A 14,112-nucleotide genomic window follows, 5' to 3' on the forward strand; every position below is an offset into this window, starting at 1 on the left:
TGCTCGCGCGGAAGCTTCCCCCCAACCGGCGTTCCTGCCAAACCGCGGGGTGCACTGTCGGCCATTCCGGGGGCGGCGCGGCCCGGTGCCGGGGCGGCGCCGCGGGTCCTGCCGGGCGCGCCCGGCAGGACCGTGAACGGCCAGGACGCCCGGCCGCGCCCGCCCGCCTGCCGCGTTCGACGGAGCGCGGCGGCACCGGGCGGGGCGGCGGGCACCGCCGGAATCAGGCCGGAACGAACGCGCCCGCGGCGGCCCCGCGGGCGGCGGCCTCGACGGTCTGGGCGAGGAGAACGGCGATGGTCATGGGGCCGACGCCGCCGGGCACGGGGGTGATGAGGCCGGCGCGCGCCGCCGCCGACTCGAAGTCGACATCGCCGACGTTGCCCGGGTTGTAGCCGGCGTCGATGACGACGGCGCCGGGCTTCACGTCCTCGCCGCGGATGAAACGGGGGCGGCCGACGGCGGCCACCAGGATGTCGGCCCGGCGCACGGCCGCCGTCAGGTCCTCGGTGCGGGAGTGACAGAACGTAACGGTGGCGTTCCGCTGGAGCAGCAGTATCCCGACCGGCTTGCCGAGGATCGCGCTGCGGCCGACGACGACGGCGTGCCGCCCGGCCGGGTCGACCTCATACGCGTCCAGGAGCCGCATGATGCCGCCCGGGGTCGCGGACAGGAATCCGGGCAGACCGAAGGCCATGGCGGCGAAGGACCGCGTCGTGACGCCGTCCACGTCCTTGTGCGGGGCGATCGCCTCGAAAGCGGCCCGTTCGTCGATGTGCGGGCCGACGGGGTGCTGGAGCAGGATTCCGTCGACACCGGGGTCCTCGGACAGGCCGGTGAGGGTGTCCACCAGCTCCGCGGTCGTGGTGGCCGCGGGCAGTGCGACGAGGCGGGAGTCGATCCCGGCCTTCGCGCACCGGTTGCGCTTCATGCGGACGTAGGTCACCGAGGCGGGGTCCTCGCCGACCAGCACCGTGGCCAGGCAGGGAGCCCGGCCGGTGCCGCGGGCGAAGTCGGTCGCGGCGGCGGCGCTCCGTTCGACCAGGTCCCGGGCGATGTGGGTGCCGGTCATGAGACGGGCGGTGGGGGCTGCGGACATGGGCCACTCCTGCACGGTCGTCGCGGGGTGCCCAGGCGCACGGCAGTGGCGGAATCGCCGGGCCGCTTCCCGGTGGTGCTCCACCTGAAGGCGCCAGTCACGGCCCGGCCCCAGGGTACCGGGCGCGCCCGGTACTGCCCCGGGAGTACGGGCCCGGGTTACTGCCCGGGGAGTAGGGGCCCGGCGGGAGTCCGCCCTCCGCAGGACGCCCGAGGTCGGCCCCGGGGGCAGCCTGGTGGGGCGGCAGTCGAGGAGAGGCGAGGAGGACCGGATGTTGCTCATCGACGTGTACGTTCCGCCGGGGGTGCTGGACGGCCGGGAGAAGCAGGAGCTGGGGCGTCGCATGATCGACGCGCTGATGGTGGAGGACGGCAGCCACGCGCGGGCGGTGCTCGACGCGCAGCGGCGACTGACGCAGGTGCTGGTGCACGAGCCCGCGGGCTGGGTGCTGGGGGACCGCCCGGCGGCCGACCCGGCGGACCCGCCCCGCTACCTGGTGCGGATGACCGTTCCCGCTCCGTGGCGCAAGGACATGGCGCCGCACGTCGTCGGCCCGCTGACGGACGCGATTGCCGCCACGGAGGAGGCGGCGGGGCGCGATCCGGGGCGGGTGCGGGACGAGCCGCACGTCACCGTCCAGGTGGTGGGCGTCTCGGAGGGCGGCATCGGGCTCCTGGGGCGGTCCCTGGGCAGCCAGGAGCTGGTGGAGCACGTCACCCGCGACTACCGGACCGGGCAGCAGGGAACGGAGCAGGAGCTGCCGCCCGGCATGGCGCTCGACCCGGTGTGCGGCATGGTGGTGGACGCGGCGGAGACGGTGCTCACGCTGGAGCACGAGGGGGTCCTGCACGTCTTCTGCGACGGCTCGTGCCGCCGCATCTTCGCGGCGGACCACGGGCTCGCGCTGAGCCGCTGAGGCGGGACCGGCGGCCGGCACGGGGGCGGCGGCCGGTCACGGGGGCGGCCGGTCACAGGACCGGCCGGGCACGAAGGCGCCCTCCCCGCTCGGTGCGGGGAGGGCGCCGGTGGGTGGGCCGGGGCGCGGGGGGCGCGGGGGGGCGCGGGGGGCGCGGCCCGGAGTCAGAGCTTCAGGTCCTGCTCGGCCAGGAAGGCCACGGGGTCGACGGCGGAGCCGTAGTCGGCCGTGGTGCGGATCTCGAAGTGCAGGTGGGGGCCACTGCTGTTACCGGTGTTGCCGGACAGGCCGATCTCGTCGTTCGTCGAGACCTTCTGCCCCGCCTTCACGTCGACCTCGGAGAGGTGCGCGTACTGGGTGAAGGTGTCGTCGTCGTGCTTGATCACGATGGCGTTGCCGTAGGCAGGGCCGTCGCCGGCGCCGTTGCCGCCCGCCTTCACGACGGTGCCGCTGTGGGCCGCGTGGACGGGGGTGCCGGTGTCGACGGCGAAGTCCTGGCCGCTGTGGCCGCTGGCCCAGCGGTCACCGCTGTTGCCGTAGGTCGCGGACAGGGTGTAGTCGCCCTCGATCGGCGAGGTCCAGGTCTTCTCCAGCTCCTCGGCCTTCTCGGCCGCGGCCTGCTGGGTGTCTGCCTGCGTGCCCGTGGCGTCGGCAAGCTGGGTCGCGGTCGCGGGGGCGAAAACCTGGGTGGGCTCGCCGTCGCCGTCGCCTGCCGCCACCGAGGCGCCGGTCACGGCCACCGAGGCGCACAGTCCGGCGGCTATGGCGACGCCGGTCCTGGAGCGCGGACGGAGGTTCTTCACGGTGCGGAGCGTGGTGGTGTTCGGCATGGGAGAACTACCTCGCAAAGTCTGGGGTATCCGCCGGAAACGGCCGGACATGTTCATTGATAAACGGCGGCTCGAAGGGGTTCAAGAGACCCTTTTACGAAGCTGGGGCGTAGCGGGGGAAAGTGCGGTGCCGGCGGAATAGCGTTCATTGTCCCGGTGCCGCGCGGCCGGGGGCGACGGGGGCCGCAGGTCCCCGCGTTCCTCCGCGCTCTCCCGTCATGACCTGCGCCTATGAGCGATGCGGCGGTGCCGGTCCCGCGGGGGGGCCGCAGGGGTCCCGCGGGGCAGGACCGTAATTCCCGAGCCGGGTGACAAAGGTCCCGGGACCTTTGTCATTACCGTGTCTACGAAGCTGCTTCGTGGACACGGATTTCCCTGTGACGAGCGCCACGCGGGGGGTGTGGGAGAAAGGCGGGTGCATGGCGCGGAATCCCGGCATGATCCCGGCATGGTGTCCTTGAGAGTGGTGACCGAGTCGGACTGGCCGCTGTGGCGGGAGGCGCGCCTCGCCGCGCTCGCCGATGCCCCGCACGCGTTCACCGCGCGGCTCGAGGACTGGCCGCGGGGCGGGGCGGAGCAGTGGCGCGCCCGCCTGGCCCTGCCCGGGTCGCGCAACGTCGTTGCCGTGCTGGACGGCCGCGCCGTCGGCATGATCAGGGGGGTGCCGCGCGGGGGCGGCGCGTGCGAGCTGAGGTCGGTGTGGGTCGGCCGCGCGGCCCGGGGCCGCGGCGTCGGGGGCCGGCTGCTGGCGGCGGTCGAGACCTGGGCCCGGGAGTCGGGAGCCACGTCACTGCGGCTGTCCGTACTCCCGGGGAACGCCGAGGCCATCGCCTTCTACCGGCGCAACGGTTTCCTCCCGACGGGCCGGCGGCTGCCGCCCGGCGCGACCGGCGAGCAGTCCATGGCGAAACGGCTCGGCTGACACCGCGGCGACGGCTGCCGGTGGGTGGGGGCGTCCCGTTCACCGGGGGCTGCGGGTTGCCGGGCGGTGCCCACTGCCGTGACCTCCTGGTTGGTGGTCTAATGCAGGTTCCGCGGCGAGCGGCGGCGTGGGCGTGGGCGCGCTGTCGGTGAGCCATCGGGGTCCGCGCGGCGGGAATGTGCATACCGGACGGTTTTTTATACGGCCTGCGCCGCGACGGGCACATGGCGAGGCGAGCGTCAACGGCCCTCGCGCGCCGGGCCGGTGGGGGTTTCCCGTGGGGCGCGAACGCCCGCGCGGGCGCGGACGCTGCCCGCGGGGCCGCGGTGGTGCGCGTGGGGTCACGGTGGCGTTTCCCGAAGGTGCAGGTCGTGCCGGTCGTGCGCGTTTCCTGTGTGGCGCCCGCCGCGGCCGGCTGCACGGATCAGGCCGCCCGGCGGCCCGCCAGGGCCGTATCCAGCCAATCTAGGAGATGCGGAACCGCTCCCCTTGGGGCAGGTAAAGACCTCGGTAAAGGCGAATAAAGTTCTGGACCCGCATGCGGTTTTATTTCGCAACGGTGCGTGCAGTCATTCGCTCTGCCCAGTGCGCCATTGATTGCCTCGTGAACCGCATCTTCCGCATTAACTGTGGTCGTATCGCAACTACGTCAGGTTCAACTTGCGCGTCACCCTATGCCATAAGGAAACATGAGACCGTCGCCAAAACGAGACGTGCTGGCCGGGAGGTTTGGAGTCCATGTATGCGAGCACCATCGTCCCGAGAATCATCCCTGACGCGGTCGCGTCATTCGCCGATGGAGTCTTCAGTCCGATGCCGCGGGTAGACCAGCGGCGGTGGGCGGAGGTCTACCTCCGTGGGCTGCTTCTGGTCGAGGGAAAGAAAACCGTCCGCAAGATCGCCGATAGCATACTTTCCATTCCGGCGCATCAGTCCCTGCAACAGTTCATCAATCAGAGTCCGTGGGAGTGGGAGCCCGTCCGGGCCCTACTGGCGCGTCACATCCAGGCCGCGGAACGGCCGATGGCCTGGGTCCTGGCGCGCACGGCCATACCCAAGCGAGGAGACAGATCGGTGGGCGTGGAACGTCAGTTCCTGCCCGAGGCGGGGCGCACGCTGAATTGTCAGATCGGCGTGGGAGCCTTTCTCGCCAACAGTTCGGGAAGCATTCCGGTGAATTGGCGGATTCTGCTTCCCCGAAGATGGGGAGACAACATGAAGTTGAGGAAGTCGGCCTATATCCCGGATGGAGTGGGAGCACAGCCGGAATGGCGGGAGTCGATCGACATGGTGAGCGAGATGGATACGGAGTGGGGGCTCGCCCGCGCGCCCGTCATCGCCGATATCAGGCACCTCAGGCACGCGGACGACTTCATCACGACGCTGATGGACCGCGGGTTCACGTTCGCCCTCGAAGTCGACGGATCGATGAAGGTGCTCGGTGGCGCGCACCTGAGTGCCGTTTCGAGCCGCCGCCCGGCTTTGCAGGGCGCGACCGGAAAGGTGGTGGCCGTCCGCGACTATGTGCAGTATCCGGGCGCGCAGCGCAGCAGCGTGCTCGCCCCCGTCAGGGCGGAGGCCCGCCGCAGCCGCGTCGTCTCCTCGCTGGTGCGCATCCACGCAGGTGGCCGCCATACGCCGCCGCGGGTGGTGCGCCTGCTGAGCGAGATCTTCCCCCTGGGCCGCCCGGCCCGCTTCTGGATCACCAACCTGGCCGATCACCGTGTTGACTCGGTGATGTCCCTGGCCCGGCTGTCGCTGCGGAGCAAGGAGGACATGCAGAAGCTGGAGGACAGGTTCGGCCTGCGGGACTTCGAGGGGCGCTCGTTCCGCGGGTGGCACCACCACATGACCATGGTTTCCGCCGCATACGCGTTCGACAAAATCGGCTGGGGCCATGATTCGGCGCTGTGTTCGTGCAATTGACAGCAGGAGTGCACGTACTGGCCATGACACCCCCGCCTCCGCCTTCTGTGCCCGCCGACGCGATCTGGGGAGATCGCGCTGCCGGCGGACGCCGCCTGCTTCCGGAGTGCGCTGCGGACCGCGTAGGGGACGCGGGCCGCGACAGGAGTGAACGGTTGTGCCTCGCGTGAATAAGGTGACGGACTTCGCGACGTCCTGTGTTCTTCCGTCGCATCGTCACTTTTCGAATACAGCCAAACATGAAGTGAAGGCCCAGGCGCCGGCCACGCCCACCGGCGGTCCGGGGCAGCGCAGCGCGGCGGATGCCGCCCGGCCGCCAATTCCCTGCCGGGCGAGCCGGATTGAGTCCCTCCGCTTCGTGATATGCAAGGGGCGAGGGCGCACAGCACGGCGGTTTCTTTCCGAGGAGGGGCGGGAGTGCAGCAGACGAGGGCCCGCAGGACGCGACGAGCGATCCTGGACGCGGCAGCCGAGGTGTTCGGCCGGCAGGGGTACGACGGAACGGCCCTCACGGACATCCTTCGGGCCGCGGGCGTGACCAAGGGGGCGCTGTACTTCCACTTCACTTCGAAACAGCAGGTCGCCGAGGTCGTCCTGGAGGAGGAGGCGGTGGCGTGGGCCGCTCTTGCAGCCCGTGCCAAGGAGCTGGGGCCGCGGGGGCTCCAGGGGCTCATCGACTTCTCCTACGCGGTGGCCCGGCTGCTGCACGGCAGCACCGCCGCCCGCGCGGGGGTGCGACTGCGTCGTGAGGTGGGCGTGTTCGACGGCCCGTGGGGCGCGCCGGAGCGTTCCTGCGTCGTCATGGTGCGCGGCTACCTCGCCCGTGCGCTCGCCGATCGCGAGCTGCGGACCGAAGTGGACTGCGACGCCGCGGCGGAGGCCATCGTCGCCGCGGTCATCGGCGCCCAGCTGCTCGCCGAGCGGGTGGCCGAGGGGCCGGGTCTCGAAGACCGGCTCACCTCGATCTGGCGCATGCTGCTGCCGACCCTGGCCGCCGACCCGCGGCCGTACCGCCTCACCGCGGCACCGAACGAGGAGCCGGTCCGTGAACCGGAATCGGCCCGTGAACCGGAATCGGTCCGTGAACCGGAGCCGGTCCGTGAACGGGAGTCGCCTCGTTCCCCGCGCCCGCCCGTTCCGCCGCAACCGGTTTCCCCTCGGTCGGCCGCCGGTGCCGTGCCGGACGTCGCCCCGGCCGGGTAACCACCCGGCCGCGCGCCCGGCGCGCGCGCCGCACCCGCCGCTCCCGCGCTCCGCCTACCGGCGGAGCGCGGGGCGCGTGCGGCCAGGTGCTGCCGCGCCGCGCTCCCCGCTGCCGCGCCGCGCGCCGCCGTGGCGCGGGACAAGCCTGACCATCCGGCCAGAAGGCGCGTCCCGGGTTCCGGTCCCGTAACAGATCACAGTGAGCACCCAAACGCCCCCGTTAAAGTACGCACCAAACGGTTTGTTTTGGACGTGACCGACTCGCTCACGGCAAGGCCCCGGCCAGCACGCGGCTTTCGCGGGCCGCGGCGTGCTGCGGTTCACCACCAGGAGGTTCGTTTGGCCACCCAGCAGCGGGCGTTGCGCACCAGGCGCCGTGTGATCGAAGCCGCCGCGGCCGTCTTCGACGAACACGGGTACGCGTCGGCCAGCATCACGGACATTCTCCGAGCCGCGGGCGTCACCAAGGGCGCTCTCTACTTCCACTTCGACTCCAAGGAGGCCCTGGCCCGCAGCGTCATGGCGGAGCAGCGGCGTTCGGTCATGCTCACCAACACGGGCCTCCACGCGCAGACGGTCATCGACATCACGCACGGGGTGGCGCGGTCCTTCGCCACCAACACCCTGCTGCGGGCCGGCGTGCGGCTGACCGTCGAGCAGGGCGTGCTCGGCGAGTCCGACCCGGGGATGTACCACTGGTGGACGGAACTGTGCCGCAGCCAGCTGATGCTGGCGAAGGACCACGGGGAGCTGCGTCCCGGCGCCAGCCCCGAGGATCTGGCCTACATGATCATCGGCTCCTTCACGGGAGTGCAGTTACTGTCGGCGGTCGCCTGCGACCGTGCCGATCTCGTGGAGCGGCTCACCACCTGGTGGCGGGTCGCGCTCCCCGGCATGGTCCAGGAGTCCGTCCTGCCGCGGCTGCGCCCCCACGGCAGCGCCGATGTCATCGCCATGGTCAACGGGACCTCCGCGAGCCACTGTTGCGGCGACGCGCTGTGCTGACGCGGGCGGGCAGCGCACGCCGGAGGAACTGGAGGGGAATCCACGCCCACGCCGGCCGGTACCGCGTCTCGTACAGCACCTCGTACACCGCCTTGTCCAGCTCGTAGGCCCGCAACAGCGCCGCGTCCTCGGCCGGTTCGCGGCCCGCGGCCCGTGCGTACCCGCGCCAGAAGGCGTCCGCGCTGCGTTCGGCCCACCGCAGGGCCGCGGCGCGGCGCCGCGGCTCCGCGGTGGCGTCCGCCGCGGCGCCGGTGAGGCCGTGGTGCGCGGCGTAGTCGAAGGAACGCAGCATCCCGGCCACGTCCCGCAGCGGGGAGTGGGCGGCGCCGCTCTCGCCGTGGGACGCGGCCAGCGGCTCGCCCTCGAAGTCGATCAGCAGCCAGCCGTCCGCCGTGCGCAGGGTCTGCCCCAGGTGCAGGTCGCCGTGCACGAGGTGCGCGGTCCGCCCGGCCGCCGGGTCCAGGTCCGCGACCGCCGCGAACGCCGCGCGCAGGCCCGGCGCGTACCGGGCCAGCCGCGGTGCCGCGGCCAGCGCCGCGTCCAGCCGCCGCAGGAACGAGGCGGCCAGCGCCGCGTAGTCCGCGGCGCCGAGCGGCGTCACCCCGCCGGCGGCGGCCAGGTCGCGGTGGACGGCGGCGACGGCCTCCCCGAGCCTGCGGGCCTCCGCGGTGAAGTCCCCGGCGCCCGCACCGGCCAGCGCCAGCTCCCAGCCGTCGGCGGCCCGCGGCAGGTAGGTCTGCACCGTGGCCAGGGTGGTGGGCGCGCCGCCCGGCCCGTCAGGTCCTTCGGACTCCACGGAGCCGAGCAGCGGCGTGACGTGCCGCGAGCCCGCGTCCCGCAGCATGCGGTGCAGCACGAGGTCCGGGTTGGGGCCCGGCAGGACGCGGCGGAACACCTTCAGGATGTACCGCTCGTCCACCACCACCGAGGTGTTGGTCTGCTCGGCGCCCGGCGGGCGCACCGGCGCCGCGGGCCCCGGCGGGCGGAACCCGGGGGGTTCGGCACGGAAGCGCAGCCCGTCGCGTTCGTGCCCGGCGGCGACGTGCGCGATCAGTACGCCGACGAGCGAGGCGTCCGCGAGTGCGTCCCACACGGCGGCGCCGCCCGGCCGCGCGATCACCGCGGCGCCGGGCGGCGCCCCGCCCGCGGGCCCGACGCCGAGCGGCACCTGGTAGTCGCCGCCCGCGCGGCCGGCCGCGGCCTCGTCGCGCACCAGCGCGATGACCCCGGCCGTGCCGCCCGCGCGGTGGAACGTGTGGGTGCGCACGACCGCGGGCCGCGGCAGGCGCCCGCCGGCCGCGGCGAACCAGCGCTGCCGCGGCAGCCACGCGGCCAGGGCCGCGCGGACCTCGGGCGAGTTCAGCACGTCGGTCGGGTCAAGGGGCGTGCGCGTCACGGCTGTTCCGGCCTTTCGACGCCGAACCAGTAGACGCCGTGTCCCGGGAGCGTCAGCTGGTAGGGGGCGGAGCCGAGGGCGGGGAACGTCACGGCGCCGGTCAGTTCGACCAGCCCGGCGCCCGCCGCGCCCGGCAGGGAGAGCGAGACCGGCTGCGGCATGCGCGAGAAGTTGTTCACGCACAGCACCTGGTCGTGGGAGCCGTCCGGGCCCCGGTAGTGGCGGATGAAGGCGAGCACGGCCGGGTTGGAGGTCTCCACCTCACGGAAGGTCCCGAGCCCGAATGCCGGGTGCCGCCTGCGGAGGGTCAGCATCCGCCGGGTCCACTGGAGCAGCGAGGCCGGGGAACGCAGCTGCGCCTCGACGTTGACCGCGGGGTGGCCGAAGACCGGGTCCATGATCACCGGCAGGTCGAGTCGGCCGGGGTCGGCGGCGGAGAAGCCCGCGTTCCGGTCCGGCGTCCACTGCATCGGGGTGCGCACCGCGTCCCGGTCGGCGAGCCATATGTTGTCGCCCATGCCGATCTCGTCGCCGTAGTAGAGGATCGGCGAGCCCGGCAGCGACAGCAGCAGCGAGGTGACCAGCTCCAGCTGCCTGCGGTCGTTGTCCAGCAGCGGCGCGAGGCGCCGGCGGATGCCGATATTGGCCCGCATCCGCGGCTCGGGCGCGAACTCCTCGTACATGTAGGCGCGTTCCTCGTCGGTGACCATTTCGAGGGTCAGCTCGTCGTGGTTGCGCAGGAAGATCCCCCACTGGCAGTGCTCGGGGATGCCGGGAGTGCGGGCGACGATCTCCGAGACCGGGGCGCGGTTCTCCTGCCGCAGCGCCATGAAGATCCGCGGCATCAGCGGGAAGTGGAACGCCATATGGCACTCGTCGCCGCCCTGCGCCGGGTCGCCGAAGTACTCGACGGCGTCGGCCGGCCACTGGTTGGCCTCGGCCAGCAGGACGCGCCCCGGGTACTCGGCGTCCACGATCTTCCGGACGCCCTTGAGGAACGCGTGGGTCCGCGGCAGGTTCTCGCAGTTGGTGCCCTCCTCCGCGAACAGGTAGGGCACCGCGTCCAGGCGGAAGCCGTCGATGCCGAGGTCGAGCCAGAAGCGCAGCGCGTCCAGCATCGCGTCCTGGACGCGCGGGTTCTCGTAGTTCAGGTCGGGCTGGTGGGAGAAGAACCGGTGCCAGTAGTACTGGCCGCGGACCGGGTCGTACGTCCAGTTGGACGTCTCGGTGTCGACGAAGATGATGCGCGCGTCCGGGTACCCGGTGTCGTCGTCGGCCCACATGTAGAAATCCCCGTACGGGCCTTCGGGATGCCTGCGGGACTCCTGGAACCAGGGGTGCGCGTCGGAGGTGTGGTTCATCACCAGGTCGGTGATGACGCGGATGCCGCGGGCGTGCGCGGCGTCGACCAGGCCGACGAAGTCGTCGATGGTGCCGAACTCCGGCAGCACCGCACGGTAGTCGCTGATGTCGTAGCCGCCGTCGCGCAGCGGCGAGGCGTAGAACGGCGGCAGCCACAGGCAGTCGACGCCGAGCCAGCGCAGGTAGTCCAGCTTCTCCGTCAGGCCCTTCATGTCGCCGGTGCCGTCGGCGTCGGAGTCGTAGAACGAGCGGACCAGCACCTCGTAGAAGACGGCCCGCTTGAACCAGTCGGGCTCAACCGGCAGCGCGCGGGCCGTGCCGAACGCCTCGGATGCGGGCTCGACGATGACCCCGGGGGCAATGCGCCTGCTCATCGCGGCAGCTCCTTCGTCAGCAGCCGGGCCACGGCCCGCGCCGGATCGATGCGGACCCGCGTGGCCTGGTCCCAGGGCACGAGTTCGCCGGTGGCCTCGTCGCGCAGCACCAGCGGCCGGTCCGCGGCGCCGAACGCGGCGGGCGCGCCGCGCACCGTTCCCTCCTCGGCGCCGAACGGGTTGAGGGTGACGACGCAGAGCACGGCGTCGCCGGTCGCCGGGTCGGTCTTGACGTAGGCGAGCAGCGCGTCGTTGTCGACGTCGAGGAAGTCGATGCGGCGCAGCTGCCGGAGCGCCGGGTGCGCGCGGCGCACGCGGTTCAGCAGCGTGAGCCACGGCGCGAGGCTGCGCCCGGCGGCCTCGGCCGCCGCGTGGTCGCGGGGCCGCAACTCGTACTTCTCGGAGGACAGGTACTCCTCGGTGCCCTGCCGCACCGGCAGGTGCTCGTACAGCTCGAAGCCGGAGTAGACGCCCCAGGTGGGCGAGAGGGTCGCGGCCAGCGCGGCGCGCAGCGCAAACATGCCGGGGCCGCCGTGCTGGAGCCCCGCGGGCAGGATGTCGGGCGTGTTCACGAAGAAGTTCGGCCGCAGGAAGTCGGCCTCCGCGGCGAGTTCCCGCGCGTAGTCGGTGAGTTCCTGTTTGCCGGTACGCCACGTGAAATACGTGTAGGACTGCGTGAACCCGACGCGTGCCAGGTCCTTCAGCACGGCGGGCCGGGTGAATGCCTCGGCCAGGAACAGCACATCAGGATGCGTTTCCTTGACCCGCCATATCAGGTACTGCCAGAACGCGAGCGGCTTCGTGTGCGGATTGTCCACCCGGAAGATCAGGACTCCCTGGTCCACCCAGTGCAGGACGATGCGCAGCAGTTCCGCGTACAGACCTTCCCGGTCGTTGTCGAAATTCAGCGGATAGATGTCCTGGTAGCGCTTGGGCGGGTTTTCCGCGTAGGCGATCGTGCCGTCCGGCCTCGCCGTGAACCACTCCGGGTGCTCCCTGACCCAGGGGTGGTCGGGCGAGCACTGGAAGGCGAGGTCGAGCGCGACCTCCATCCCGAGGCCGCGGGCCGCCGCGACGAAGCCGCGGAAGTCCTCCGCCGTGCCGAGCGCCGGGTGTACCGCGTCGTGCCCGCCCTCGGCCGAGCCCACGGCCCACGGGGAGCCGACGTCGTCCGGGCCGGCGGTCAGGGCGTTGTCGCGGCCCTTGCGGTGGGTGGTGCCGATCGGGTGGACGGGCGGCAGGTACACCACGTCGAAGCCCATCGCGGCGATGCGCGGCAGGTCGGCCGCCGCCGTGGCGAACGTGCCGTGCCGCGGGCGGCCCTGGTCGTCCCGCCCGCCGGTGGAACGCGGGAACAGCTCGTACCAGGCGCCGTGCAGCGCCCGGGTGCGGTCGGCGAATACGCGGTGCACCGGGCCGCGGGTCAGCAGTTCGCGCAGCGGGTGCCGCGCGGCCAGCGCGGCGACGTCCTCGCCGAGCGCGGGGGCGAGCCGCCGGCCGAGCGGCAGGTCGGCGCGCCGCAGCCGCGCCGCCGCCGCCCTGGCCGCGGCCGGCTCCGCGGCCTGCGCGGCGAGCCGGTCGAGCAGCGCGGCCCCGGTGGCGAGGTCGTTGGACAGCGCCGCGGCGCGCAGCCCGGCGCCGGTCTTGGCCCGGATCGTGTGCAGCCAGGTCGCCCAGGGGTCGCCCCAGGCGTCGACCCGGTAGGACCACATGCCGGGCCGGTCGGGCACCACCGTGGCGCGCCACCGGTCGAGCCCCTCGTCGGCCAGGGTCATGGGTACCGTCACCGGTCGCGCGTCCGGGCCGGGGCCCGACCAGACGACCGCGGCGGCCAGGCTTTCGTGTCCCTCGCGCCAGATGGTCGCCGTCACCGGCACGTGCTCGCCCACCACGGCCTTCGCCGGGTGGCAGCCGCCGCTGACGACGGGTGAGATTTCCGATACGGCCAGTCTGCCGCTCATATCGTGGTCCCCTTCTTGGCGGGTTGTCCCGTCCAAGAGTGCGAAATACTCCTGCACGCACGGCAATAACGCACCACAAAAGCCGCTCACTGCGTCAACTCGTGCAAGTGGCCCGCGCCGCGGCCGGTTATTTCCCGGCGGACCGCGCGCCGGGACTTTCCGGCAAGTTGAACAAGTGGTCGCGCCCGTACCGCGGCTCCTTGCCGCGCCCGCCGGGCGGCGGCTCTACTGGGAAACGTCCTGGAATTCAGGCCACCGGAATCCAAACGTGGGAGGGCCCGTGCCCAAGCAAATACTCGTCGTGCTTTCCGAGTACGGCTACTGGGGTGAGGAACTTGTCGGACCCGTCGAGGCGTTCGACGCCGCCGGGTACCGCGTCACCTTCGCGACGCCCACCGGCGAGCGGGCGCACGCGCTGCCGCCGAGCCTGGACGCCGAGTACATCGACCCGCCGCTCGGCCGGTCCGTCACCACCCGGGACATGGCCCGCAGGGCGCGCGAGCTGGACGAGTCGAGCCGCCTCGACAACCCGCTGAGCCTCGCCGACCTGATCCCGGAACGCCCCTACTACAGCGCCCTGAACCACCTGCGGGAGCTGGAGGACTACCACGCCAGGCGGGACGCGGCCGTGCTGGACCTGGTGACCGGCTTCGACGGCCTGGTCATCGTCGGCGGCAGCGGCCCCATCGTCGACCTGGCCAACAACGAGCGGCTGCACGAACTGGTCCTCGCGTTCGTCTCCGCGGACAAGCCGATCCTCGCCGAGTGCTACGGCGTGGCCGTGCTCGCCTTCGCCCGCGACCTGGAGACGCGCGCCAGCCTGCTGTGGGGCAAGCACGTCACCGGACACCCCAAGGAGTACGACTACAAGGACGGCACCGGTTTCCTCGGCGTCGACTTCAACATGGGCCCGCCGCCGTACCCGCTGGAGTACATCCTGCGCGACGCCACGGGTCCGGACGGCGGCTTCCACGGCAACGTCGGCAAGGAGACCTCCGTCATCGTCGACTACCCGTTCGTCACGGCGCGTTCGACGCCCGACTCGGCGCCCTCCGGCGCGCTGATGGTCGAGGTGCTGGACAACGGCCTGCGCCGCCACGGCTGGTGACCCGACCGAC

The 14,112-nt window shown here is 72.4% G+C and carries 11 protein-coding genes and 1 riboswitch; of the genes, 6 read left to right on the forward strand and 5 right to left on the reverse strand.

Annotated elements, in window-relative coordinates; all coding sequences use genetic code 11:
• Positions 1–223 precede the first annotated feature (223 nt).
• Positions 224–1,099 (reverse strand): bifunctional 5,10-methylenetetrahydrofolate dehydrogenase/5,10-methenyltetrahydrofolate cyclohydrolase, encoded by an 876-nt coding sequence (locus tag STBA_RS24125; RefSeq protein ID WP_077061238.1) that lies wholly within the window; start codon positions 1,097–1,099, stop codon positions 224–226.
• A 22-nt stretch (positions 1,100–1,121) separates the two neighbouring features.
• Positions 1,122–1,210, reverse strand: a riboswitch (ZMP/ZTP riboswitch).
• A 160-nt stretch (positions 1,211–1,370) separates the two neighbouring features.
• Between STBA_RS24125 and STBA_RS24130 the strand changes: the two genes are divergently transcribed.
• Entirely contained in the window at positions 1,371–2,015 is a 645-nt protein-coding gene (locus STBA_RS24130; RefSeq protein WP_077061239.1) for a hypothetical protein, read from the forward strand.
• Between the two features lie 164 nt (positions 2,016–2,179).
• Here STBA_RS24130 and STBA_RS24135 read toward each other — a convergent pair whose 3' ends face one another.
• Positions 2,180–2,845: a M23 family metallopeptidase gene (locus STBA_RS24135; RefSeq protein ID WP_077061240.1), complete on the reverse strand. Its 666-nt coding sequence runs from the start codon at positions 2,843–2,845 to the stop codon at positions 2,180–2,182.
• Between the two features lie 448 nt (positions 2,846–3,293).
• Here STBA_RS24135 and STBA_RS24140 point away from each other — a divergent pair, with 448 nt between their 5' ends.
• The 4 genes from STBA_RS24140 to STBA_RS24155 all read left to right on the forward strand — a co-directional run bounded on the left by STBA_RS24140 (position 3,294) and on the right by STBA_RS24155 (position 7,901).
• Positions 3,294–3,767 carry a GNAT family N-acetyltransferase gene (locus STBA_RS24140; RefSeq protein WP_077061241.1) on the forward strand — a complete coding sequence of 158 codons (474 nt, stop codon included), beginning with the start codon at positions 3,294–3,296 and terminating at the stop codon, positions 3,765–3,767.
• 738 nt (positions 3,768–4,505) lie between these two features.
• Positions 4,506–5,693: a transposase gene (locus tag STBA_RS24145; protein ID WP_077061242.1), complete on the forward strand. Its 1,188-nt coding sequence runs from the start codon at positions 4,506–4,508 to the stop codon at positions 5,691–5,693.
• A 417-nt stretch (positions 5,694–6,110) separates the two neighbouring features.
• Positions 6,111–6,896 carry a ScbR family autoregulator-binding transcription factor gene (locus STBA_RS24150; RefSeq protein ID WP_077061243.1) on the forward strand — a complete coding sequence of 262 codons (786 nt, stop codon included), beginning with the start codon at positions 6,111–6,113 and terminating at the stop codon, positions 6,894–6,896.
• A 339-nt stretch (positions 6,897–7,235) separates the two neighbouring features.
• Positions 7,236–7,901 (forward strand): ScbR family autoregulator-binding transcription factor, encoded by a 666-nt coding sequence (locus STBA_RS24155; protein WP_077061244.1) that lies wholly within the window; start codon positions 7,236–7,238, stop codon positions 7,899–7,901.
• Here STBA_RS24155 and STBA_RS24160 read toward each other — a convergent pair.
• The 3 genes from STBA_RS24160 to STBA_RS24170 are packed head-to-tail and all read right to left on the reverse strand — an operon-like array spanning position 7,855 to position 12,994.
• The gene (locus tag STBA_RS24160) at positions 7,855–9,297 is read right to left on the reverse strand and encodes a hypothetical protein (RefSeq protein WP_077061245.1); all 1,443 of its coding nucleotides are present in this window, start codon (positions 9,295–9,297) and stop codon (positions 7,855–7,857) included. The two genes, STBA_RS24155 and STBA_RS24160, sit on opposite strands and share 47 nt — an antisense overlap.
• Positions 9,294–11,033, reverse strand: coding sequence for a maltose alpha-D-glucosyltransferase (treS, locus tag STBA_RS24165; RefSeq protein WP_077061246.1), 1,740 nt, complete (start codon positions 11,031–11,033; stop codon positions 9,294–9,296). The genes STBA_RS24160 and treS overlap by 4 nt, the downstream gene beginning before the upstream one ends.
• On the reverse strand, positions 11,030–12,994 hold the full coding sequence (locus STBA_RS24170; protein WP_077061247.1) for an alpha-1,4-glucan--maltose-1-phosphate maltosyltransferase: 1,965 nt from the start codon (positions 12,992–12,994) through the stop codon (positions 11,030–11,032). The genes treS and STBA_RS24170 overlap by 4 nt, the downstream gene beginning before the upstream one ends.
• A 280-nt stretch (positions 12,995–13,274) precedes the next feature.
• Between STBA_RS24170 and STBA_RS24175 the strand changes: the two genes are divergently transcribed.
• Positions 13,275–14,102, forward strand: a complete 828-nt coding sequence (locus STBA_RS24175) for a type 1 glutamine amidotransferase domain-containing protein (RefSeq protein WP_077061248.1) — start codon at positions 13,275–13,277, stop codon at positions 14,100–14,102.
• Positions 14,103–14,112: the final 10 nt, after the last annotated feature.

It is taken from the genome of Streptomyces sp. MP131-18 (genome assembly GCF_001984575.1).
Classification (GTDB): domain Bacteria; phylum Actinomycetota; class Actinomycetes; order Streptomycetales; family Streptomycetaceae; genus Streptomyces; species Streptomyces johnsoniae.